Origin of the sequence: Vibrio sp. 10N.247.311.13 (genome assembly GCF_041467595.1) — a bacterium.
Classification (GTDB): Bacteria; Pseudomonadota; Gammaproteobacteria; order Enterobacterales; family Vibrionaceae; genus Vibrio; species Vibrio crassostreae_C.
Window position 1 is genome coordinate 1 of the sequence record NZ_JBFSUX010000067.1, and the last position, 21,264, is coordinate 21,264.

Here is a 21,264-nt window from a genome sequence, read left to right on the forward strand (position 1 = left end):
ATACGAGATACGAGATACGAGATACGAGATACGAGATACGAGATACGAGATACGATCAGGATGTCTCTTAGTGAAATGAAGTTCAACATACTTCAACGCTAAATTGTATTGAGCTTCCCTAGAATACAGACGTAAAAAAACCGCTAGTTGCCTAGCGGTTTTTTTGGTTTAGCGAAACTTATTAAGCCAAGGCCTAAGGCATCTCGTCAAACTCTTCACCTTCTTTGTCCACTTGTGGTGGCATTAGGTGTTCACGCGTAATACCTAACTTCATAGCCAGTGCAGATGCAACGTAGATAGAAGAGTAAGTACCAACCGTAATACCCAGTAGAAGTGCAGTCGCGAAGCCGTGAATCATAGCGCCGCCCTGAACGAACAGTGCGATAACTACGAATAACGTGGTACCAGAAGTGATCAATGTACGGCTCAATGTTTGTGTGATTGAGCTGTTCAGTACTTCAGGTGCTTCACCCTTACGCATCTTACGGAAGTTCTCACGGATACGGTCGAATACAACAATGGTATCGTTGAGGGAGTAACCGACGACCGTTAGCAAGGCTGCTACGATGGTAAGGTCGACCTCAATTTGCATTAGAGAGAACACACCCAGAGTGATGATAACGTCGTGCGCCAGTGCTAATACTGCACCCGCAGCCAAACGCCATTCAAATCGCACTGATACGTAGATCAAGATACAGATAAGAGAAACTAGAATAGCAAGGCCACCCGCTTCTGTTAATTCGTCACCCACGTTAGGACCAACGAACTCGATACGACGCATTTCAACTTGCTCACCAGTACCATTCTCAATAGCAGAAAGGATTTGGTTACCAAGCGTTTCGCCCGCTACGCCATCACGTGGACGTAAACGAACCATCACATCACGAGCTGAACCGAAGTTCTGTACCGTTGCATCACCAAAGCCTTCGGCTTCTAGTGCACTACGAATATCAGGAAGGTGTGCCGGTTGTTCAAAACCAACTTCAATCAGAGTACCGCCAGTAAAATCTAGACCCCAGTTCAACGATTTCGTTGTTAGAGTGAAGATAGCAGTACCAATCATCAAGATAGAAAAAACAAAGGCAACCTTTGACCAACGCATAAAGTCGATCATTTTGTCTGCTTTTAGAATCTGAAACATATTAATTCCTAGCCTTAGATCGACAGTTTTTTAACGCGTTTGCCGCCATACATCAGGTTCACGATACAACGTGTTCCGATAATAGCTGTAAACATTGAAGTCAAGATACCGATAGACAGCGTTACCGCGAAGCCTTTGATAGCACCCGTACCCACAGCAAATAGAATGATTGCTGTTAGTAGTGTGGTGATGTTGGCATCGGCGATTGTGCTGAATGCGTTCGCGTAACCTTGGTGAATAGCTTGTTGTGGACTGCGTCCATCTCGAAGCTCTTCACGTATACGCTCAAAGATCAGAACGTTCGCATCAACCGCCATACCGACCGTTAATACGATACCGGCAATACCCGGTAGGGTCATGGTAGCCCCCGGAATCATCGACATAACACCGATAATCAACACCAAGTTAGCCATTAGCGCAACGTTCGCAATCAGACCAAAGCTACGGTAGTAAAGCAGCGTAAACAGCATTACAGCAGCCATACCCCAAACCATCGCCATGATACCCATATCGATGTTTTGCTGACCCATAGATGGACCAATCGTACGTTCTTCTACAATCGAGATAGGCGCAATCAACGCACCAGCACGCAGTAGAAGTGCCAAGTTATGAGCTTCAGCCGTTGAGTCAATACCAGTAATACGGAAGTTACGGCCTAGCGCAGATTGAATCGTCGCTTGGTTAATCACTTCTTCGTGCTTACTTAAGATAACTCGACCTTCCGGTGTTTTACGACCGCTGTCTTTGTACTCTGCAAATACCGTTGCCATTAGCTTACCGATATTCTGACGAGAGAATGCAGACATCTTGCTACCACCTTCGCTGTCTAGCGAGATGTTAACTTGAGGACGACCATATTCATCAACACTTGAGCTTGCATCAGTAATACTTGAGCCGCCTAGAATAACGCGCTTCTTAAGTACCACAGGACGACCATCACGATCTTGCTTGATTTCGCTACCCGCAGGGGCACGACCAGAAGCGGCAGCGGCTAAGTCAGCACTGCTATCCACTTCACGGAACTCAAGCGTCGCGGTAGCACCAAGAATTTCTTTAGCGCGAGCCGTGTCTTGAACACCAGGCAATTCCACTACGATACGGCTAGAGCCTTGACGTTGAACCAAAGGTTCAGCAACACCAAGTTCGTTAACACGGTTACGTAGAATGGTAATGTTTTGCTCTACCGCATAGTTGCGGATTTCTTGAAGACGAGCCTCTGTGAAGCTAGCAACCAAAGAAAAACGACCATTAGATTCAGAATCTACAAACGTCATGTCTTGGTGCTTAGATTGCAGTAGCGATTTCGCTTCAGCAAGCTGCTCGGCGTTACGTAGAATCACTTCAACCGCATCTTTACCAGATGGGCGAATTGCACGGTAACGGATTTTTTCTTCACGAAGTTCGCTACGGAACGCTTCTTCTTGTTGGCCAACCAGCTTTTGCATCGCAGCGTCCATATCCACTTCCATCAAGAAGTGAACACCACCACGTAGGTCAAGACCAAGCTTCATTGGTGCAGCACCAATAGATTCAAGCCAATCAGGAGTTGAAGCCGCTAAGTTTAAAGCAACGATTACGTCTTCATCTAATGCTTCAGTGATGACATCACGAGCACTAATTTGAGAGTCTGTATCGTTAAAGCGAACAAGAATGGAACCGTTTTCTAGAGCAACGGATTTAGTAGAAAGGTTTTCAGCTTCAAGAGCATTGGTGACAGCATCCAGCGTAGACATATCTACAGAGGCGCCGCGCGCCCCTGTAACTTGAACTGCCGGATCTTCACCGTATATATTCGGAAGTGCGTACAACGCAGCGATGGCGATAGTAAACACCACCATCAGGTACTTCCATAACGGGTAACGGTTTAGCACAGCGAGGATCCTCTAGCTGTTTATAGAGATTTCAGAGTACCTTTTGGTAGCACTGCTGTAACGAAGTCTTTCTTGATAACTACTTCGTTGTTTGCATTCAGTTCGATAGCAACGTAGTCGCTGTCTTCTGCAATCTTAGTGATCTTGCCAATTAGGCCGCCGCTTGTAAGAACTTCATCACCTTTGCCCATAGAAGACATAAGGTTCTTGTGCTCTTTAACACGCTTAGCTTGTGGACGGTAGATCATGAAGTAGAAGATCACAGCGAACATACCTAGCATGATAAGCATTTCGAAACCGCCGCCTGCTGGTGCACCTTCTGCTGCTGCGTGAGCTTGAGAAATAAACATTTAAAACATCCTCTATTTATATTTTCGTAATTGTTTGTCTAATTGGGTCGCATCCCTTTATTTTCAAGCCCCATCACTCGGAAGAGAGATAGGGCTCGCAAAAAAGAAATACTAAGATTCTTTACCTAGTGGTGGCACTTCACGCCCCATTCTTGCGTAGAACTCTGCAACGAACTCTTCAAAGCGGTCTTCATCGATAGACTGACGAATGTCTGACATTACTCGTTGGTAGAAACGCAGGTTATGAATCGTGTTCAGTCGAGCACCTAGGATTTCGTTACAACGATCCAAATGGTGTAAGTACGACTTGCTGTAGTTCTTACAAGTGTAACAGTCACACTCTGAATCTAGTGGTGTTGTATCGGTTTTATGCTTCGCATTACGGATCTTGATCACACCTTCAGTCACAAACAGGTGGCCGTTACGTGCATTTCGCGTTGGCATTACACAGTCAAACATGTCGATACCACGGCGAACACCTTCAACCAAGTCTTCCGGTTTGCCTACGCCCATTAGGTAACGTGGCTTATCTTCTGGCAGTTGAGGACATGTGTGCTCAAGAATGCGGTGCATATCTTCTTTTGGTTCGCCTACTGCTAGGCCACCTACTGCGTAACCGTCAAAACCAATTTCTGTTAGGCCTTTAACGGATACATCACGAAGGTCTTCGTACACGCCACCTTGAACGATACCGAACAGTGAGTTCGGGTTTTCAAGTTTGTCGAAGTGGTTACGTGAACGCTCAGCCCAACGAAGAGACATCTCCATTGAGTCTTTTGCTTCTTTGTGTGTCGCAGGGTAAGGCGTACACTCATCGAAGATCATTACGATGTCTGAACCTAAATCTTTTTGGATTTCCATAGACTTCTCAGCGTCCATGAAGATCTTGTCACCGTTTACAGGGTTACGGAAATGAACACCCTCTTCAGTGATTTTACGCATTGCACCTAGGCTGAATACTTGAAAGCCGCCTGAATCAGTCAGGATAGGACCGTGCCAGTTCATGAAATCGTGCAGGTCACCGTGCATTTTCATGATTTCTTGACCAGGACGTAGCCATAGGTGGAATGTGTTACCTAATAGGATTTCAGCACCTGTGTCTTTTACTTCTTCAGGTGTCATACCTTTAACAGTACCGTAAGTACCTACAGGCATGAATGCTGGGGTTTCAACGGTACCGCGTTCAAACTGAAGTTGACCACGACGTGCGCCGCTATTAGTTTTTTTAAGTTCGTATTTTAATTTCACGAAGCCTCCAATATGCCAGAGAAACAATCTGACTGTTAATTCAGAACCTTAGGCCAAACAAAAGTTCAGTCTAGTGGGTTCTATGAGGAGCGGTCGCGTATTCCTTGCGAGAGATTAGACAGACACCCTGCCCGACTCCTAGCTTACTGCTAGCACCCGTAAATTCTAATGTATATCGTTTATAACTAGCTTAAATTAGCTTGTTTTCTTATTGATGAACATGGCATCACCGTAGCTGAAGAAACGATATTCGCTCTTCACTGCGTGATCGTATGCGCCCATCACGTTGTCGTAACCTGCAAATGCACTCACCAACATAATCAGTGTTGATTCTGGCAAGTGGAAGTTGGTAATCAAGCAATCCACCAACTGGTATTCATAGCCAGGGAAGATGAAGATTTCTGTATCACCAAAGAAAGGAACGAGCTCAGTGCCTTTCTTCAATGCATCTTGAGCTGCACTTTCTAGTGAGCGTACTGATGTTGTACCAACAGCAATAATACGGCCGCCACGGGCTTTTGCTGCAGCTACGGCGTCAACCACTTCTTGCGACACTTCAACGTACTCAGCATGCATGTGGTGATCGTTAATATTATCAACTTTTACTGGCTGGAACGTACCAGCACCAACATGAAGCGTCACGTAAGCAAACTCAACACCTTTTTCTTTCATGTCAGCCATTAGCTTGTCATCAAAGTGAAGGCCTGCTGTTGGCGCTGCAACCGCACCCGGCTTTTCATTATAGACAGTCTGGTAGCGCTCTTTATCTGCATCTTCATCAGGACGATCGATGTAAGGAGGCAGTGGCATGTGACCAACACTGTTAAGAATCTCTAAAACGCTTTGATCAGATGTGAAATGGATTTCGAATAACGCATCGTGACGCGCCACCATTTCAGCTTCATATTCATCGTTCTCACCAAGGAACAACTTGGTACCCGGCTTCGGTGATTTAGAACAACGAACATGCGCAAGAATGCTTTTCTCATCAAGCATACGTTCAACCAGCACTTCAAGCTTACCGCCTGATGCCTTGCGACCAAATACACGAGCTGGAATCACTCGAGTGTTATTGAAAACAACAAGATCGCCTGGCTCAACCAAGTCTAAAACGTCTTTAAACGAACCATCAGCTAGGTTACCGCTGTTGCCATCTAATTTAAGCAGGCGGCTTGCTGTGCGCTCCTCTTGAGGGTAGCGAGCAATGAGTTCATCTGGTAGGTCAAAGTGAAAATCTGAAACTTGCATTTGTCTAGTCTTGTCTTAGTTGATGAGATTTGTGCCGTTGACGAATCATAAATCGTAGTTGCTGGATAATCGTTACGGTAAGTCAATCGTCACCAGAAACACATCGCAAACACGACTAAAAATTTCGCAGTGGGCTAGTATAGGCACACGAGCCGCAATAGCAAGGTTTACAGCACTGGATTATTGTAAAGAGGCGTAAAATAATGCGACTGATTCACCTCCTCAAGCTAAAGAATTAGTTGCATAAAACTCACCCAAGAATGCGTCAGATCTCAGTTATTTTTTGGATAAAAAACTATAGTAATAGCAACAAATAAAAAAGAAGGAGGTTCGTATGATCAAGGTTGAAGATATGATGACTCGCAACCCTCATACCCTATTGCGCTCACACTCACTGGCCGATGCTAAGCACATGATGGAAGCACTTGATATCCGCCATATTCCGGTCGTCGATTCCGACAGGCAACTACTAGGTGTCGTCACACAACGAGACGTTCTCGCCGCTCAAGAATCCAGCCTACAAAACATCCCACAAGCTCAATCTTTTACTCTTGCTACTCCCCTCAACGACATCATGCACAAAAGTGTTATGTCGGTAGAGCTGCGTGCAGGATTAAAAGAATCGGCTATCTACATGCAGAAACATAAAGTGGGCTGTTTACCTGTCGTAGAAAACCACGAACTAGTAGGCATTATTACAGACAGCGATTTTGTCACGATAGCGATCAATTTACTGGAGCTGCAAGAAGAAGTAGAGCCAGAAGAAGCAGAAGTAGAGTAACGCTCGGAATTGATATAAAGAAGAGCGGCCAATTCAGCCGCTCAGAGGGATTGTTGTCGCAGCGGATTATTATAGAAGCTCAGATACCACATCCGCTAATTGATGGAATGTCTCACGACGCGAAGAGCTTGGTCGCCACACAAGGCCGATGTCGCGGTACGCTTGCTGACCAGGAGGATCGATCACAACGAGATTCTGGTTTTCCAATAAACCGTGGTCGATCGCCATTTGCGGAATAAAGGTGGTTCCTAAACCATTGGCCACCATTTGCACCAATGTGTGAAGGCTCGTCGCAGTGAACGGGTTGATCTTCTCTTTATCCGTTAACTTACAAGCCGACACAGCATGCTCGGTTAAGCAATGCTCGTTCTCCAACAAAAATACAGATTCGTCTGGCAGGTCATCGTATTTAATCGGAACGCGAATACCATCAGCTTGATTGCGACTGATCACCATCCGGAAAGGGTCTTGCCCAACAACTTGGCTTTCCATATTGTCGATATCGACAGGCAAAGCCAGAATCAGCACATCTAAGTCTCCATGACGCAGCGCAGCCAATAGGTTGGTCGTTGTGTCTTCACGTAACAGCAAATTTAATTGTGGAAAGCGCTGGTTGGCTTCCTGTACCAAATCGCACAAAAGGAACGGCGCTATAGTAGGAATACACCCGACTCGCAGCTGCCCTTGCATCGCATCCCCGTTACATAGATTTCCAAGCTCTACGAGATCTTGTCCTTTCGCTAGTAGCTCTCGACCGTGCTTGACCACCAGCTCACCTGCTTGCGTGAAAACTAGCGGGCTCTTTTTATCTTTCTTCTCATAAAGCGGGCAACCAATGAGTTCCTCTAGGTTTTGAATGCCTTTACTTAACGTAGATTGACTGACGAAACAGCGATCAGCGGCATCACTGAAATGACGAGTTTCGTGAAGAGTAACAAGATAGTGAAGTTGCTTAAGACTTGGCCATTTATTCATGAAATTACTTTGTAATATGAGTAGGATAAGTTACGTAAAGGTCATAAGACCTAAGGACAGGACAAAGAATAAGCTTATCGCTTTTTTCGATTAACTTAATCTATTTAATTCGCTTTTTTCTATAGTACCGATTGTACTATAGTTTGTCGCGTAGAAACGGAGCCCAAACAAAGATGTGTTGGGCCAACTAATTTTTTAGGAGATTCCAAAATGGTACTAGTAGGTCGTCAAGCCCCTGACTTTACTGCAGCAGCTGTTCTAGGTAACGGTGAGATCGTTGATAACTTCAACTTCGCAGAATTCACTAAAGGTAAGAAAGCTGTAGTTTTCTTCTACCCACTAGACTTCACTTTCGTTTGTCCTTCAGAGCTAATCGCTTTCGACAACCGTCTAGAAGATTTCCAAGCTAAAGGCGTTGAAGTAATCGGTGTTTCTATCGATTCACAATTCTCTCACAACGCATGGCGTAATACTGCTATCGCTGACGGCGGTATCGGTCAAGTTAAATACCCTCTAATTGCTGACGTTAAGCACGAGATCTGCAAAGCATACGATGTTGAGCACCCAGAAGCAGGCGTTGCTTTCCGTGGTTCTTTCCTAATCGACGCTGACGGTCTTGTACGTCACCAAGTAGTTAACGATCTTCCACTAGGTCGTAACATCGACGAAATGCTACGCATGGTAGACGCACTAAACTTCCACGAGAAGAACGGTGAAGTTTGTCCTGCACAATGGGAAGAAGGTAAATCAGGTATGGACGCATCTCCAAAAGGTGTTGCAGCATTCCTATCTGAGCACGCTGACGACCTAAGCAAGTAATTATCTCTTAAGCCCGAACTCAACGCGGGTTAATGGTTGGAAGACTCTCTATAAAGAGACATAAAGCATAAGCTAATAGCGCAAAGCGCACCGCCAATCAGTTAAGAAGTAAAGTCCTATTAAAAGCCCGAAGTTAACGCTTCGGGCTTTTTGTTTTCTCCCTAGACTGTTTCTTATATACATAATTGAGGTAGTTCTAAACCCAAACTTTACCTCTATTTTCCTCCGCTACAACCTATTCATGTCCGTATCTAGATTGCTATTATTTCATCAGTATCTTTTTGAACGGATAAACAAGATGAACACCGAAATTGAAGTCTGTATCGATAACTTAGAATCTCTTCATAACGCACTATCTGGTGGCGCGAATCGAATTGAGCTTTGCTCTTCATTGGCACTTGGCGGATTAACTCCAAGCTTCGGAATGATGAAGCAAGCGGCAATAATTTCGTCCGTTCCTGTCTACGCTATGATAAGACCAAGACAAGGCGATTTCATTTTCAATAACGACGATATGCTCTGTATGCTTGAAGATATTGAAGCTTGTGCAAATGCAGGATTGGATGGGGTCGTACTTGGTGTGTTAGCGCCGAACGGAAGTATCGATATGCCAAAAATGCAACAACTGGCTGACAAAGCGCACTCGTTAAAGCTTGGGATTACCTTCCACAGAGCCATCGATCAAAGCTCTGATTTCCAAGCAGCATTAGAACAAATCATTACACTTGGATGCGAAAGAGTCCTGACATCAGGGCTTGCTGCTAATGCTGAGCAAGGTATCGATGTATTGGCTGCAATGGTCAAACAAGCCGATGGACGAATTGATATCATGGCGGGGGCTGGCGTTAACGCTGCGAATGCTAAAATGATTCAAAGCGCTACCCAAGTACCTGCTCTTCACCTTTCAGGTAAATCAACAAGACCGAGCCTAATGGAAAACAACTCGAGTGCTCAAATGGGCAATGATGATATTGATGATTATCAGATCCCAGTGACAGATGCGAGTAAGATATCTGATGTGAGAGCCGCCCTCACCGCTTAGGGCAATAATCGCCAGCATAAATCCAGAGAACCTCGCTGACTAATCTAACTGACTGACGTATATTAGATTTAATAGCGCAGAAAATTTTCATGGATAGATATGGCTAAAGACTTATTCAGCTCTCTTGATTTAAACCTGTTACGAACATTTCTGATTGTTTATCAAGAACAAAACACCAGAAAGGCTGCGGAGCGTTTATTCGTTTCTCAGCCAGCGGTTAGCCAAGCCCTGCAAAAGCTAAGACACCACTTCAACGATGACCTTTTCGTTAAAGTTCATGGTGGCTTACAAGCCACCGCATTTAGCGAAGAGCTAGCGAATGAAATCTCACCTCATTTAGATGGTTTGAAAACCGCAATTAACTCCTCAAATACCTTTGACCCAAAGCAAATTGACAACCCAATAAAAATTGCGTTGTCCCCCGCGGTATTATCATGTTTATCAGGGGTTCTCTACAAAATCATCAAGCATCAAGCTCCAAACTGTGAGTTAGAATTAACTAGCTGGACAACATCCTCAGTTGAAGACATACAAAAAGGAAAGATCTTTTTAGGCGTTGCTTATCAACTACCTAATGTCTCAAAAGAAATTTATATTCAAAAGCTCGTTGAGCTTGATGGACGGCTATTTGTAAGAAAAGACCATCCAGTAAAAAAATCAATTGTCACCCCACAAGATTTGGCTGGCTATGAGATTGCATCACTAATATCACCAGGGTGGAACGATAACTTTAGTCAAGCTTCACGAATATTAGAAACCCACTCGATTCCTCATCGCGTTGGATTTCGTTCTGAAATGGTATCAGCTCTTGTTGATGTTCTGCTTAATTCTGATATGTACATGCCACATTCCAACCTCTTTTCTATCCATAACTATCCCAACCTGAGAGCTATTGATATTGACATCGCGAGCGAACTAAAAATGGTTGGAGTATATAGCCATATCCATACAAAGAATCGTAATAGCCCTCTTCATATGTGGCTCTGCGATGTTGTTCAGCAAGCACTAAACGAACAGATTAATAAGTAGTGCTTATTACAATTATACAAAATACTACTTAGCCTAAAAATAAAACACTGTTTAATATTAGCCCTATCAAAACGGATACTGAACTACGAAGGATCGTGCAGTTAAGTTAACCCTAAATAGAGACTAATATGAAAATTGCACTTACTACCCTAATTTCAGCTTCACTACTTTCTGTTCCAGTTCTTGCAAACAACTTTGACAGCCAACACCGTGTGGGTATCGGTTACAACCAAACTCAAGTAGACGATTGGCTAACCGATGACACAGTTGATTGGGGTAACGGTATCAAACTTGAATATGGTTATGAATTTAACCGTATCGTAGGTATCAACGTTTCTTACGCAACGAATAGCGATGACGAAAACGTTGAAGGTATAAAAGCCGAGATCGATGGTTACAAATTCCAAGTTGATGCTGATATCGGTTATAAATTTGAATTAGATGGCTTCTCTTTGAAACCTTATGGTGTTCTGGGCCTAGCTCGTCAAAGTGAAGATAATTCAATTAGCATCCTAGACAAGAAGTGGACTGAATCATACAACGATACCAGCTTCGTTGTTGGCCTAGGTGGTCGAGCTGAATTCGGGCCACACCTATACACCGACATGCGCTTTGAATTCGCGAGCTACGATGACGTAGATTACGACACATTCTCATGGACTGTCGGTTACCGCTTCTAATAGATTGAAAAAGCCAGCGTCTAAGCTGGTTTTTTACAATCAGTCAATTGCTGGGTTTTAACACCTCATCAAAGTTGACTCACTTTTGAACAATTCTCAAATCAAAATTCATTGCAGCCACGGACGGTTAATTGCTTTAGGTATTTTTATGAAGATAAAAACTTCCCTGCTTTTACTATCTACCCTTTCTACTTCCGTTTCAGCAAGTGCTCTTCATTTATCCCCGGAACTAAAAATTGGCTCTTATCATGGCTTCGGAATGCAGGCGGGCATCACCGATGTGGCAAATTTAGGTGCCGTTTACCTTAGCTATTCTCACCTTTGGTATGACAGCGATCGATATGACGAAACGGTTGATGCGTATCGTGTTGGTATACAAAACATGTTTGGAAGAAACCAAATCCACGGCTTTCAGGCTGAGATTGGTGTGGCAAGTTATGACGGTACAAAAACGCGCTCAGGCGAAGTAGAAGAGAAAACAACACATGGTATAAGCCTCGGTGGTGCCTACGTTTACCAAGCGACACCAATGCTTGGATTACGTGCTGGTGTTGATATGAATATTTTTGATCACAACAAAACCTTTGTGCCTTACGACACAACGGTCAATTTCAATCTTGGTGCCATTATTAGCTTCTAAAGATAAACGCTATTTTAGTGCGTCATCAAGGCTTTGATCGCCGAGGTGACGTACATCTTTACCCTTCACAAAGTAAATAATGTATTCGCAGATATTCTGGCAGCGGTCTCCGACTCGCTCGATCGCACGAGCTGACCACATCACCTGCAAAATATTGGGAATGTTCTTAGGATCTTCCATCATATAGGTCATTAACTGACGAATAACGGCCTCGTACTCCGCATCCAACTTATCATCAAGCTTGTGAACTTCTGCTGCTGCATCAACATCCATACGAGCAAAAGCATCTAATACTTGGTGAAGCATGGTGATTGCCTGACGGCAAAGGGGCTCTAACGAAACATGGAATTTCTGCTCTTTGGTTGAAGGGATCTCAATAGCACCTTGCGCAATTTTAGAAGCAACATCGCCAATACGTTCCAGATCGGTAATCGTTTTGATGATCGCCATAATCAAACGCAGATCTTTCGCTGTCGGCTGACGCTTTGCAATAATTCGAGTACACGCCTCATCAATCGACACTTCCATCGCATTAACTTTATGGTCATCACGAATCACTTTTTTAGCCAATTCAACATCGTCTTTATGAAGCGCCTGCATTGCAAACGAGAGTTGCTGCTCCACTAACCCGCCCATGGTCAATACATGAGTACGGATCGACTCTAACTCGACATTGAATTGCCCTGAAATGTGGCGACCGAAATGCATACTTGCTCCTTGAAAGAAATGAAGAAAGCCATTTTTGTAGAGTGACTTAGCTCTAGATGACACCTTTGTAGAGGTTAGCCATATCTACCAGTAATGTAGTCTTCCGTCTGGTTTTTCAATGGAGACGTAAAAATTGAGTCCGTATCTGAGTACTCGATCAATTTTCCCATATGAATAAATGCAGTATGGTCACTTACACGCGCGGCTTGTTGCATGTTGTGGGTAACAATCACCACTGTGTATTGCGTTTTTAGATCGTTGATCAACTCTTCAATCGTCAAAGTAGAAATCGGATCGAGTGCCGATGTCGGCTCATCTAACAACAGCACTTCAGGCTCAATCGCAACCGCACGAGCGATAACCAAACGCTGCTGTTGACCGCCAGATAAACCAAAAGCATTCTCATGCAACCGATCTTTCACTTCATCCCATAACGCAGCAGCGCGCAGAGAGCGTTCAACCGCATCATCAAGGTCTCGGCTGTTGCTAACGCCTTGTAGCCTCAAGCCATAAACCACATTCTCATAGATAGATTTAGGAAAAGGGTTTGGACGCTGGAATACCATACCCACACGGCGTCGTAAGGTCGCAACATCCACCTTAGGGTGATAGACGTTCTTGCCATGAAGCTTCACTTTCCCGGAAACCTTACAGCCTTCAACAAGATCGTTCATGCGATTAATGCAGCGCAGCAGAGTCGACTTACCACACCCAGAAGGGCCGATAAACGCCGTCACCTGCCCCTTCGGGATCTGCATCGAGATATCATCAAGTGCTTGGCTCTCTTTATAGTAAAGATTTAGCCCTTCGATCGAGATAGCAATTTGCTCATCCTTCAGATTGTGAACATCAAGTGGTGCTTGGTAACCCAAGGTTTCATTAATCGAGAACATCTAATCTTGTCCTAAGGTTCGGTATTTTTCACGCAAGTTATTACGGATATTGATGGCTGTTAAGTTCAACCCAACAATCACCGTAACCAATAAAAATGAAGTCGCATACACTAAAGGTCGTGCCGCTTCGATATTAGAGGTTTGAAAACCAACATCATAGATATGAAAGCCTAAATGCATGAACTTTCTATCTAAGTGTAAATACGGAAACTGACCATCGACTGGCAAGCTAGATGCCAATTTAACAACACCCACCAGCATAAGTGGTGCAACTTCCCCCGCGGCTCTCGCGATTGCCAAAATTAAACCAGTGATAATCGCTGGGCTTGCCATCGGTAAAACAATGCGCCAAAGCGTCTCAAATTGAGTCGCACCAAGCGCTAATGAACCGTGCCTCACTGCACTAGGAATGCGCGTTAAGCCCTCTTCAGTGGTTACGATAACGACTGGAAGCGTCAAGACCGCTAAGGTTAGTGCTGACCAAAGTAGACCCGGCGTACCAAATGTCGGTGCTGGCAATCGCTCTGCATAGAACAACGTATCAATCGAGCCACCAATGGTATAGACGAAAAAGCCTAAACCAAAAACGCCATACACAATCGACGGTACACCCGCCAAGTTAATCACGGCGATACGAATTAAACGTGTTAGTGCGTTGTTTTTTGCGTATTCATGAAGATATATCGCAGCGACTACCCCAAGAGGCATCACGACGATCGACATGAGAATAACCAACAGTACTGTGCCAAAAATAGCAGGAAACACACCGCCTTCAGAGTTTGAGTCTCGCGGATTCTCTGATAAGAACTTCCAAACTTGTTTGCCCCAGTGCCCAACCTTTTCTAGGTAAGACATATTATTCGGGTACCAATAATCCAGAATGTGACTTAGCGAGATCTCGACCAGCTCGCCTGTCATATCCTCAACCAGCAAGCTTTCGACATTAAGCTGCGTTCTAAGGTGCTCAAGCTTAACTTCGGCTTCATCCAACTGGCGATTTAATTCCAGTTTAGTTTGAGTATAGGTTGTAAGGTATTCATCGCTCACTGACTCATTGAGTTCAAGCTTACGCTTTTCTAAGCGCAGGTTTTCCAATTGCCAGCTGATATTGCGTATTTCTTGGTTCACAACACGCGACGTTTCTTTACGTAACGTATCAGCGAACGCCAAACCTTGTTCGAGCTTTTGGTCTATGTTCGAGTCAAAAGTGCCAGAAGCAGTTTTAAAACCCACCGGCTTACCAAAGAAGTAGCCACCTCGACTTCGTTCAATCACAACCCAATCAAGCGGGGTGGTGGGTTCACGTAAGTTAACATCCAGAATAGAAACAAAGTCCGCAGGGTACAGTTCTCTGTTGGCAACTTTGATGCTTAAGCGCTGTATTAGCCCAGTCGACAAATTTTGAGGTGACAAGAGATCATGGACTTGTGGAACTTGCTCTATCGGGATGTATTTTCGTTCATATAACTGACCAACCAATACATCTTGTTTTGATACGGTTTCGTCAAGATCGACCACTAGCGATAAGTCTTTGGAATCAACTTGCCATTGGTACAAAGGTGCGGGCCAAAAATAGGTTAAGCCCTTCCAACCAATCAGCAGCATTAGACCAAGAACAGAAAGCATACTTATGCTCACCGCCCCACCCGTTAGCCAGATCCACGGAGAGCCCGATTTAACCCAAGATAATAATGACTTCAGTTTATTCATCATGATCGACCTTGCTCTTGACGTACTGAAATCAAAGATCCACAAAGATCTTGAGATTCGCTAGCCAAACCACTAAAAGCCATTGATACACATTGAGACAAACCTTTAAAACTACAGCGCACGATATTTATCTCTCAGTCTTTGTCTAACCCACTCAGCAACTGAGTTCACCGCGAATGTAAAGATAAACAGCAAGAGTGCAGCCAAGAACAGCAAGCGGAAATGAGAACCGCCCACTTCTGATTCTGGTAGCTCAACAGCAATCGTTGCCGATAAGGTTCTCATCCCTTCCAAAATATTCCAGTCAAGAATTGGAGTGTTACCTGTCGCCATCAAGACGATCATGGTTTCGCCAACCGCTCGACCTAGGCCCATCATAACCGCTGAAAAGATACCTGGACTCGCCGTCAATAACACCACATAAATAAGCGTCTGCCACGCCGTCGCACCCAACGCTAATGAGCCATCAGATAAATGTTTAGGTACAGAGAAAATAGCGTCTTCAGCAATAGTGAAAATCGTTGGGATGACCGCAAAGCCCATAGCAAAACCAACCACCAGCGCATTGCGTTGGTCAAAGTCGATGCCATAGCTGGCCAAGAAGGTACGAATATCACCACCAAACAATAAGGCTTCAATGTTGCTTCCACCAGCAAACACAGCAACTACTGTAACCACCAATACTGGAATCAATATCAGCGCGTGCCAACCATTAGAGAAGCGACCCGTTACCATCTTCGGTAAACAGAACCAAACAAGTCCAGTCAACAGTGTGCTCAGTGGTAATAACACCATTAATGAGAAGACAGCTGTTAAATGTGTCTCAACGATTGGAGCAAACCAAAGCCCAGCCAAGAATCCGATGATCACGGTCGGAAGAGCTTCCATCAGCTCTATCGAAGGCTTCACGACTCTTCGCATGCGTGGAGACATAAAGTAAGCGGTGTAAATAGCTCCGAGCACAGCAACCGGCACGGCAAACATCATCGCAAACAGAGCGGCTTTGATAGTACCGAATGTGATAGGTACTAAACTGAATTTCTCTTCAAAGTCATCATTCGCCGAGGTTGATTGCCAAACGTATTGCGGTTCAGGGTAACTTTCATACCAGACCTTTTGCCAAAGCGATGAGAATGAGATTTGTGGGTATTCATTATCGACTTTAGCCACACTGATGGTGCCATCAATCAAAGTCGCCAGATGCAGTTCATTAGCAGACATAGCGGCTAGTTGTGGTGATTTATCAAAGGCTCGTTCAAACAAAGACAGCTTTTCACTGGTCGTATAGTGGCTTTGTAATGTGCCGTTCTTATAGAAGCTATAAAAACCCTTTCTATAAGTATCAGGAAGAATAAATTGCACTTGTTCAGCAAGTTGGAAGTCTCGAATATGGGTCAGGCTACGTTTTTCATTTTTGAGTACATCGAACCATTGAGAAACCTGTCCGTCCTCATGCGTAACCAACAACGAGTATGCACCAGAAAGTAAATCGATGCTTTTCACGGAATGTTTCGCATCATTCAAGCTAAGATCAATCACTTCACGAACATCAAAACCGTTATCTGATAGTTTCAAAACAACCAAATCCGATTGTGCTCGTAGGTATAAAGTTTGCCCATCAGGTGTGACAAGCAGTTGCTGTTGCAAGCCCAGCTTATCCGATAGCCATTGGCTCTTCTGAAAAACATACTGACCAGTAAGGTCACTCTGATACCACTTAACCAAGACTCGTTGGTCACTTAACTGCGCGGCAACCGTAATCCCACGTCCATTCTTAGAGAACGCGAATTTGTCGATCGTCGCCCCATTTGAGGGTTCATCATTTAAAAATGGTTCTGGGAGATCGATTTGCTCAATTTTAGGATCGGCTTCACTGCCCTTTTGCAGCACAGGCGCACTATACTCAGGATAGAAAAAAGTAAGGTTGCTTGCACTATCGGCAAAGGCAAACCAGTTTTCTGATGGGGTATTTCGAGAGAAGGCAACAGGATTGGCTAAAACATTTCGCTCAAAGTAAGAGTGTGTATTTTGAGACTCTAAATCCCAAAACTGCACCAAGCCAGATTTTTCGATAGTAAATGCATGCTGACCGTATTCATCAACAGATAAGGCGATAGGCTTTTCTACAGCAACGGTCTTTACGGCTTGGTCTGTCTCTAAACCAGTATCAGAAAACACCGGTAAAATGACCATCGCCAAGTAAACAAAGATCAATACCAGAGCAGCTAGAACACTGACGGCACCACATGTCACTGAAAAACGGACGAGACGATCTTTCAACCATCTTTTTTTGTCGCGCTCTTTCAATGAAAATTGGGCTGATGCCATCTGTTTATCTACCTTTTTTTAGCTACTGACATAATATGTACGTTAGATGACAATTATATTACAAGTTACGTTAAACAACTGAAACTAATAACAAGTTTGTTAGCCATATTTCTTAAAGTAAGATCATAGATTTTGTGAATTTTGCCATTCTAATTTAAAGTAATCAGCTCTATAGCCAGTACTCAAGGATTCTCATCTCGATGGAAAAAGACTATGTCACAAAAGAACTTAGCTGGTTATCCTTCAACGAAAGAGTGCTCCAAGAAGCGGCAGATAAGTCAGTCCCCTTAATCGAAAGAGTTCGTTTTTTAGGTATTTACTCGAAAAACCTCGATGAGTTTTACAAAGTCCGATTTGCTGATGTGAAGCGAAAGATCTTACTTCAAGATCCACAGCTAACCTCCAACTCGCCGAAAAGCCTACTGACTAAAATGCAGAGCAAAGCAAGCAAGCTCGATGCTCAATTCCATGAGCTGTATAACGACTTGCTATTGGAATTGGTACGCAATCGTATTTTTCTGGTCAACGAACAACAAATCAGCGAAGAACAAAGTGGCTGGATAAAAAAGTACTTTAAGAAAAAAGTGCTGCCACACTTAACTCCGATTCTCTTGAACGAAGATAGCCAGTTACTTAATATTCTCAAAGATGAACAAAGTTACTTAGCCATCGACATCGAGCGTGATGCATCATCTCAATATGTCTTACTCGAAATCCCATCAGAAGCACTCCCTCGATTTGTTAAGTTACCGGAAACTTCGGGTTCGCAGCGTACAACTTTGATCTTGTTAGATAATATAGTTCGATTTTGTTTGGATGACTTACTTAAAGGATTCTTTGAGTATGACTCATTGCGTTGTTTTGCGATAAAAATGACACGTGATGCCGATTATGATCTGCAAGAGGACAATGAAAATAACCTATTAGAATCGATGTCTTTAGGTTTAGAACAGCGCTTAACGGCACTGCCGATACGTCTGATCTATGAATCTGAAATGCCAACTGAAATGCTCAACTTCTTACAAGTCAGACTTAAACTGTCTGACTATGACAGTGTCATCGCAGGTGGTCGCTATCATAACTTCAAACATTTCTCTGAGTTCCCAAGCCTTAACCGACGTGATTTAGTTAATCGTCCTCTACCCGCGATTAAGTGCGCGCATTTCAGCCATTACCCAAACTATTTCGAAGCGATCAAAGCTCGCGACATCTTACTGCATTATCCTTATCACACCTTTAGTCACATCACTGAACTGGTTAGGCAGGCTTCCTTTGACCCGAAGGTAACCTCCATCAAAATAAACGTTTACCGTGTTGCGGAAGGCTCAAAACTCCTCAGCTCGATCATCGATGCGGCGCACAATGGCAAAAAGGTCACTGTGGTTGTCGAGCTGCAAGCACGCTTTGATGAGCAAGCCAACATTCAATGGACCAAGAAACTTCAAGAAGCGGGTGTAAAAGTCATCCATGGCATCCCAAGTTTGAAGATCCATTCCAAGTTGCTGCTCATCAAACGAAAAGAAGGCAAGCATACCGAGCATTATGCCCATATTGGCACTGGCAACTTCCATGAAGTTACAGCGCGCGTGTATACCGATTTTTCTCTGCTCACTGCGAATGAAGATTTGACTCAAGAGGTGAGACAAGTCTTTAAGTATATTGAAAACCCTTATCAAAAGTCCCAGTTCAAGCAACTGATTGTGTCACCAAAGAATACTAGAAAACGTCTGTACCAATTGATAGATAATGAAATACAAAACGCGATAGAAGGTAAACCTGCAAGCATCACTCTAAAACTCAACAACTTGGTCGATCGAGAGATCATTGAAAAGCTCTATCAGGCTAGCCAAGCCAATGTAAAAGTGAGAATGGTCATTCGCGGCATGTGCTCTCTTGTCCCTGGCATACCCAACATCAGTGATCATATTGAGATAGTCAGTGTGGTCGATCGTTTCCTCGAACATCCGAGAGTGATGATATTTGGTAACGCTGGAAAGCCGAAGGTCTATATATCTTCCGCTGACTGGATGACACGAAATTTTGATCACCGCATCGAAGTTGCAGCTCCAATTTTAGATCCAAAGATCAAGCAAACCATTATCGATATCACCGAGTTTCATTTCGATGACAGCAACAAAGCTCGAGTGCTAGACCAAGCGATGAGCAACTCTTACACACAACCACCAGCAAACCTACTTGATTACCCGACGTCACAACTCTCCACTTACCACTATATTAAACGTATGGAGAAACTTGCTCGCAAGAAGTACAAACAAGAGAAGAAATCATGCCGCTAATTGATAACAAACATTCTCGATGTATTGCCGCTATCGACTTGGGTTCGAACAGCTTTCACATGGTGGTTGCCCGAGTATTCGATCAACACCTGCAATTAGTCAGCAGGCACAAACAGAAAGTGAGATTAGGTGATGGATTGGATGAACGTAACGTCCTATCTGAAAGCGCTATCGAGCGAGGCCTAGAATGCCTCAAGGTGTTCGCAGAACGACTGGCGGATTTTGAGCTTGATGATGTCAGAGTTGTTGCGACTCATACCCTAAGAAAAGCCAAAAACGCTAAAGACTTCTTAGAGCAAGCCAAGCCACTGTTTCCTTTTCCAATAGAGATCATTTCCGGTCAAGAAGAAGCTCGAATAATCTATAACGGAGCAGAACACACTCAAACCGCTTCTGAATCTAAGTTGGTTATTGATATCGGTGGAGGGAGTACGGAACTCGTCGCCGGACAAGGCTTTACTCCTCTAATTATGCGCAGTTTACCGATGGGATGCGTCAACTTCACTCAACGTTTCTTTGCTGACGAAGGGCTAACTTCGCGACACTTCTCAGATGCTTATACCGCAGCTACTCGTCTATTGATGCCATTGATTGAAGAATACACAAAAGCCCCTTGGGAAATCGCTTTTGGCTCATCTGGTACCACGAAATCAATAAAAGAAGTACTCATTGGCTTAGGGTTCACCGATGGTCTCATTACGCCCCAACGCCTGTCCTATTTAAAGAATCACTTATGTGAGTTTTCATCATCCAACACCGTAAATCTTTCAGGCTTAAGTGATGAGAGAAAGCCTGTGTTTGCTGCAGGCGTCACCATTCTTTCAGCAGCAATGGATACGCTAGACATCAAGGAGTTACATTTTTCTGATGGTGCCCTGAGAGAAGGCGTTCTTTATGACATGGAGGATAGGTTTAAAGATATTGATATTCGAACAAGAACTGCCGAAACGCTCGTCTCTCGATACCATGTAGACGTAACTCATGGCGAGAAAGTGAAAGTGCTCGCTCTTTCATTGCTGAAACAAGTACAGCCTCAAGTGACAACTGCGGTCACTAATGAGCTGTATGATCTGCTTGGTTGGGCTGCAGTACTTCATGAGGTAGGACAAAGCATTGCATTCCAAGGCTATCACCGCCATTCGGCTTATCTGCTTAAGCATACGACAATGCCAGGCTTTAATACTGAGCAACAACGCCTTATATCAGTATTGGTTCGCTATCAAAGAAAAGCGCTCAAACTACAAGATTTGCCGGAACTTTCTCTGTTTACTCAGCAACAAGTCACCCTGCTGATTCGTATATTGAGACTCGCTATCTTACTCAACCGTCAGCGAAATCAAGCACTGGCACCAGACGTGACTCTAACGATTGAACAACAGGATAACTGGGAATTGAAAGGAACTAACAGCGATTGGTTGGCCCAAAACCAACTGCTTGATTATGAGCTCAGAGAAGAGCAACAACGTTGGCAAAATGCAGGATGGTCGTTAAAGCTAAAATAACG

General features: G+C 44.0%; 18 protein-coding genes. 8 read left to right on the plus strand and 10 right to left on the minus strand.

Translation table 11 applies throughout. The features are described 5' to 3' along the window. Positions 1 to 193: 193 nt before the first annotated feature. From secF to queA, 5 genes are all read right to left on the minus strand, one after another. Positions 194 to 1,141: a protein translocase subunit SecF gene (gene secF / locus AB6E52_RS19865; RefSeq protein ID WP_017062837.1), complete on the minus strand. Its 948-nt coding sequence runs from the start codon at positions 1,139 to 1,141 to the stop codon at positions 194 to 196. A gap of 14 nt (positions 1,142 to 1,155) precedes the next feature. Beyond that, the gene (gene secD, locus AB6E52_RS19870; RefSeq protein WP_102320714.1) at positions 1,156 to 3,012 is read right to left on the minus strand and encodes a protein translocase subunit SecD; all 1,857 of its coding nucleotides are present in this window, start codon (positions 3,010 to 3,012) and stop codon (positions 1,156 to 1,158) included. 20 nt (positions 3,013 to 3,032) lie between these two features. Next, complete coding sequence (gene yajC, locus AB6E52_RS19875) at positions 3,033 to 3,362, minus strand: preprotein translocase subunit YajC (protein WP_010440492.1); 330 nt, start codon at positions 3,360 to 3,362, stop codon at positions 3,033 to 3,035. Between the two features lie 111 nt (positions 3,363 to 3,473). Beyond that, positions 3,474 to 4,610 carry a tRNA guanosine(34) transglycosylase Tgt gene (tgt, locus tag AB6E52_RS19880; protein ID WP_017056177.1) on the minus strand — a complete coding sequence of 379 codons (1,137 nt, stop codon included), beginning with the start codon at positions 4,608 to 4,610 and terminating at the stop codon, positions 3,474 to 3,476. A gap of 195 nt (positions 4,611 to 4,805) precedes the next feature. After that, on the minus strand, positions 4,806 to 5,858 hold the full coding sequence (gene queA / locus AB6E52_RS19885; RefSeq protein ID WP_102320715.1) for a tRNA preQ1(34) S-adenosylmethionine ribosyltransferase-isomerase QueA: 1,053 nt from the start codon (positions 5,856 to 5,858) through the stop codon (positions 4,806 to 4,808). 334 nt (positions 5,859 to 6,192) lie between these two features. Here queA and AB6E52_RS19890 point away from each other — a divergent pair, with 334 nt between their 5' ends. Then, a complete protein-coding gene (locus AB6E52_RS19890; RefSeq protein ID WP_102320716.1) occupies positions 6,193 to 6,639 on the plus strand; it encodes a CBS domain-containing protein in 447 nt (148 codons plus the stop codon). A gap of 69 nt (positions 6,640 to 6,708) precedes the next feature. Here the strand turns inward: AB6E52_RS19890 and AB6E52_RS19895 are convergent, their stop codons facing one another. Next, positions 6,709 to 7,614, minus strand: a complete 906-nt coding sequence (locus AB6E52_RS19895) for a hydrogen peroxide-inducible genes activator (RefSeq protein ID WP_017062525.1) — start codon at positions 7,612 to 7,614, stop codon at positions 6,709 to 6,711. Positions 7,615 to 7,824: 210 nt separating this feature from the next. Here AB6E52_RS19895 and AB6E52_RS19900 point away from each other — a divergent pair, with 210 nt between their 5' ends. The 5 genes from AB6E52_RS19900 (at position 7,825) to AB6E52_RS19920 (ending at position 11,824) form a co-directional block, all read left to right on the plus strand. Next, complete coding sequence (locus AB6E52_RS19900) at positions 7,825 to 8,433, plus strand: peroxiredoxin C (protein WP_017062526.1); 609 nt, start codon at positions 7,825 to 7,827, stop codon at positions 8,431 to 8,433. Between the two features lie 298 nt (positions 8,434 to 8,731). Next, positions 8,732 to 9,475 (plus strand): copper homeostasis protein CutC, encoded by a 744-nt coding sequence (locus tag AB6E52_RS19905; protein WP_102320717.1) that lies wholly within the window; start codon positions 8,732 to 8,734, stop codon positions 9,473 to 9,475. 99 nt (positions 9,476 to 9,574) lie between these two features. Beyond that, positions 9,575 to 10,504, plus strand: coding sequence for a LysR family transcriptional regulator (locus AB6E52_RS19910; protein ID WP_102320718.1), 930 nt, complete (start codon positions 9,575 to 9,577; stop codon positions 10,502 to 10,504). A gap of 128 nt (positions 10,505 to 10,632) precedes the next feature. Further along, positions 10,633 to 11,184, plus strand: coding sequence for a porin family protein (locus tag AB6E52_RS19915; RefSeq protein WP_050653343.1), 552 nt, complete (start codon positions 10,633 to 10,635; stop codon positions 11,182 to 11,184). Positions 11,185 to 11,332: 148 nt separating this feature from the next. Next, positions 11,333 to 11,824, plus strand: a complete 492-nt coding sequence (locus AB6E52_RS19920) for a hypothetical protein (protein ID WP_102320719.1) — start codon at positions 11,333 to 11,335, stop codon at positions 11,822 to 11,824. 9 nt (positions 11,825 to 11,833) lie between these two features. On the opposite strand, the gene phoU is transcribed toward AB6E52_RS19920, so the two are convergent. The 4 genes from phoU to AB6E52_RS19940 form a co-directional block, all read right to left on the minus strand. Beyond that, positions 11,834 to 12,532, minus strand: a complete 699-nt coding sequence (gene phoU, locus AB6E52_RS19925; protein WP_009848270.1) for a phosphate signaling complex protein PhoU — start codon at positions 12,530 to 12,532, stop codon at positions 11,834 to 11,836. Positions 12,533 to 12,606: 74 nt separating this feature from the next. Next, a complete protein-coding gene (pstB, locus tag AB6E52_RS19930; protein ID WP_009848269.1) occupies positions 12,607 to 13,425 on the minus strand; it encodes a phosphate ABC transporter ATP-binding protein PstB in 819 nt (272 codons plus the stop codon). Further along, on the minus strand, positions 13,426 to 15,135 hold the full coding sequence (gene pstA / locus AB6E52_RS19935; RefSeq protein ID WP_048608162.1) for a phosphate ABC transporter permease PstA: 1,710 nt from the start codon (positions 15,133 to 15,135) through the stop codon (positions 13,426 to 13,428). It abuts the gene before it with no gap. A 111-nt stretch (positions 15,136 to 15,246) separates the two neighbouring features. Next, positions 15,247 to 17,463: an ABC transporter permease subunit gene (locus AB6E52_RS19940; protein ID WP_102320720.1), complete on the minus strand. Its 2,217-nt coding sequence runs from the start codon at positions 17,461 to 17,463 to the stop codon at positions 15,247 to 15,249. A gap of 200 nt (positions 17,464 to 17,663) precedes the next feature. On the opposite strand from AB6E52_RS19940, the gene ppk1 reads away from it, so the two are divergent. Continuing rightward, positions 17,664 to 19,760, plus strand: a complete 2,097-nt coding sequence (ppk1, locus tag AB6E52_RS19945; protein WP_017066137.1) for a polyphosphate kinase 1 — start codon at positions 17,664 to 17,666, stop codon at positions 19,758 to 19,760. After that, positions 19,751 to 21,262 carry an exopolyphosphatase gene (ppx, locus tag AB6E52_RS19950; protein ID WP_102320721.1) on the plus strand — a complete coding sequence of 504 codons (1,512 nt, stop codon included), beginning with the start codon at positions 19,751 to 19,753 and terminating at the stop codon, positions 21,260 to 21,262. The genes ppk1 and ppx overlap by 10 nt, the downstream gene beginning before the upstream one ends. The last annotated feature ends 2 nt before the right edge of the window (positions 21,263 to 21,264 follow it).